This window comes from Nostoc sp. UHCC 0251 (assembly GCF_034932245.1).
In the GTDB taxonomy this organism is placed as follows: Bacteria; Cyanobacteriota; Cyanobacteriia; order Cyanobacteriales; family Nostocaceae; genus Nostoc.
In genome coordinates, this window is sequence record NZ_JAYGHD010000226.1 from 1 (window position 1) to 3,357 (window position 3,357).

Sequence of the window (3,357 nt, forward strand, 5' to 3'; positions counted from 1 at the left end):
AAATTATCTACTGCATCTATGACCAAATCTGCTGATCAGATTGTGGAGGCTCAAGAATGGATTGTCGATGCTAAGGGTGATGTGATTCTTGTGGCTCAATATGCACAAAGTTCTTCTATTCCCTCTGCCATGTCCTGTAGCCAATAATTCGTTACTCTAAAAGCCGGGGGAGGAATTTTTATAAAACCCAAGAGTTATAAAAACAATCAGTGGCGCTGATATTAAACTTGTTGCTTTATAAAAACTTGGTGTCTGAAACCATTGCCCTGTCTGGTTCAAAAAATCCAAAAACCTTATTAGGTAACAAGTTTATTATGTTTCGTGAAGAAGCCGTGCTGCAATTCTTTCTCCGTAAAGCTAGGCTGATTACTGATTTGTAACTTTTTCTTTTGATAACCATTACCTAACCTTAAGTTTTAAAAACTTCACTCTCATCTAGTCAAAATATCTGCTGAAATGAAATTAATGGGAGAAAAATTTATCAATAAATTGATTGCATATTCACAGGTAAGAAATGAGCAGGCGAGGCTGGTTATGATATGGCAATCTGTGGAGATAGGAATTGGCGTTCAGGTTTATTAGGAATTTTAAGTATTACTGTATTTTGTTCTGGAAATCCCGCCTTAGCGCAGATTATCTCTGATGGGACATTGGGTGATAACTCTTCAATAATCACTCCCAATGTCAATATTAAAGGGCTTCCATCCGACCGGATTGATGGCGGAGTAACTCATGGTGCAAACCTGTTCCATAGTTTCCAGGAATTCGATGTGGGGGAGTTGCAGCGTGTTTATTTTGCCAATCCCACGGGAATATCCAATATTCTCACACGAGTGACAGGAAGTAATGTCTCTAATATTCTTGGCACTCTAGGGGTGGATGGTGGCGCAAATTTGTTTTTTCTCAATCCCAATGGAATTTTATTTGGGAACAATGCACGGCTAGATGTGGCGGGTTCGTTTGTAGGGACTACGGCGAATTCATTTGCCTTTGGCGATGGGTTGGAATTTAGTGCAACTAATCCTCAGGCTCCTTCCCCATTACTGACAGTTAATCCTTCCGCTTTGCTATTCAATCAACTTCAGGCTGGCAGAATTGAAAACAGATCAATTGCACCAGCAGAAGATAATATCTTTGGTCTACGAGTACCAGATGGTCGGAGTTTGCTATTAGTGGGTGGAGAAATTGCCATCAACGAAGGTAAATTGAATGCTCCAGGTGGGCGAGTGGAATTGGCAGGAATTGCAGGTGAGGGGACAGTCGGACTGAATGTAGATAGTAATAATTTGAGTTTGATTGTTCCTGATGGTGTAGATAAAGCTGATATATCATTTAGCAATCAAGCCTTGGTCAGTACTAGTGACGAAGGTGGCGGTGCTATTCAGGTGTGGGGTAAACGAGTTACAGTCAGTGGAGGTTCCAACATTGAAGCCAGCACTTTAGGAGCATTACCTGGCAAAGGATTAAGTGTAAATACTTCAGAATCAGTGCAAGTCATTGGAGAATCACCTACTGGAATTCGCAGTGGTTTATTTGCTGAAACTTCTGGGGCAGGAAATGCAGGAAACCTGACAATTAACACCAGGCAGTTAGAAATCTTAGCAGGAGGAAAGATTTCATCTGGCACATACAATGCAGGTGCGGCGGGAGATTTAACAGTAAATGCCTCAGAGTCTGTACAAGTGGCAGGTCTCACAGTTAGTGGTCGGTTTGGCAGTGACTTGTTTACTCAGAGTAGTTCTGGCGCGACAGGAGAAGGAGGAAAGCTAACGATTAATACTTCTAGGTTGCTTGTCGAAGATGGGGGGCAAGTCTCAGTTTCTACTTCTGGTGAAGGTGTGGCGGGGAATTTGACCGTAAATGCTTCAGAATCAGTGCAAATAATCGGCATTCCAGATAATCCTTCTTTCGGCTCTACTGGTATATTTGCTGCATCTAATGGAGTGGGAGATGCCGGAGATATCACGATTAACACTAGACAGTTACTCATCCAAAATGGAGCCGGAATCACAACCGATAATGAAGGTAAGGGGGTTGGAGGGAGTATAACAGTAAATGCTTCCGAATCAGTGCAGCTAGTCGGTACTGCTATTCTTCCAGAGTTTCCTAATGGATGGTATCCCAGCAATATAAGTTCTGACGCCTATGGCATAGGACCAGCAGGAAAGATCACGATTAACACCAATCAGTTGTTAATCCAAGATGGAGCTGTGATTTCATCTCAAACTAACGGTAGTGGGTCTGGAGAAACTGTGACGGTAAATGCCTCCCAAGCAGTTCAACTGATAGGTACTGCTACTAATAGTAATAGTCTATATGCCTTTCCCAGCAGCTTGTTGGCTCAAACATGGAGTACAGGAACAGCGGGAGATTTAGCAATCAACACCAATCAGTTGATTGTCCGAGAAGGACAGCTATCTGCCAGTACTTTTGGAGCAGGGAATGCTGGCAGTGTGATTATTAACGCTACTGATACAGTTTCCTTTGATAATTATGGTAGAGCCTTCAGCAGAGTAGAAAATAATGCCTCTGGCAAAGGCGGTAACATCAACATTACCACTGGTTCTCTTTTTGTGACCAATAGAGGACAATTAGCAACTAACACTTTTGGCACAGGAGATGCAGGCAATATAACTATTGAAACTGTCACCATGAAGGTCATTGATAGTCAAGTGGGAAGCAGTGTTTTCGGTAAAGGCTTTGCAGGAAATTTGACTATTCGCGCTGCCGATTCAGTGGAAATTAGTGGAAAAATCAAATCGTTTAGACCTAATATTGAAAATCCGGCTGGTTTATTCGCTCAGGTAAACATTACAGGTGAGGGTCGCGGTGGTAACTTGACCATTGAGACAAAACGCTTGAGTGTCAGTCATGGAGGCAAAGTGCAAGTCGCTACTTTTGGTCAAGGCGATGCTGGTAATCTCACAATTCGTGCTTCTGAAGTAGAAGTATTTGATACACCTGTTGATAACCTTTTTGCTACAGGTATCAATGCAGGTGTTGAAATAGACGCAGACGAAACAGTTATTCTACCCAGAGGTAAAGGTGGCGATTTAACAATTGAAACCGATCGCTTGAGTGTGAGAGGTGGTGCAATAGTGTCGGTTGCTACTGCTGGACAGGGCAATGCAGGTAAATTGCAAATTCGTGCGGCGGAATCTGTGGAAGTGGTTGGGAAATCACCAAATGGTAACTTTAAAAGTCAAATCAGCGCTGCGGTGACGCCAGAAGGTACAGGTAGCGGGGGAAGTTTGAAGGTTGAAACTGGGCAGATGATTATCCGGGATGGAGGTGAAGTGACTGTTAGTAGTACTGGTTCGGGGACGGCAGGCGACCTTGAGATCCAAGCTCGTTCTA

2 protein-coding genes are annotated in these 3,357 nt (G+C 43.1%); both read left to right on the plus strand.

Annotation, left to right across the window (positions count from 1 at the left end; translation table 11 throughout):
• The first annotated feature begins 209 nt into the window (after positions 1-209).
• Complete coding sequence (locus tag VB740_RS17645) at positions 210-380, plus strand: hypothetical protein (protein WP_323201261.1); 171 nt, start codon at positions 210-212, stop codon at positions 378-380.
• A gap of 159 nt (positions 381-539) precedes the next feature.
• The coding region (locus VB740_RS17650; protein ID WP_323201262.1) for a filamentous hemagglutinin N-terminal domain-containing protein at positions 540-3,357 on the plus strand (2,818 nt) is incomplete at its 3' end.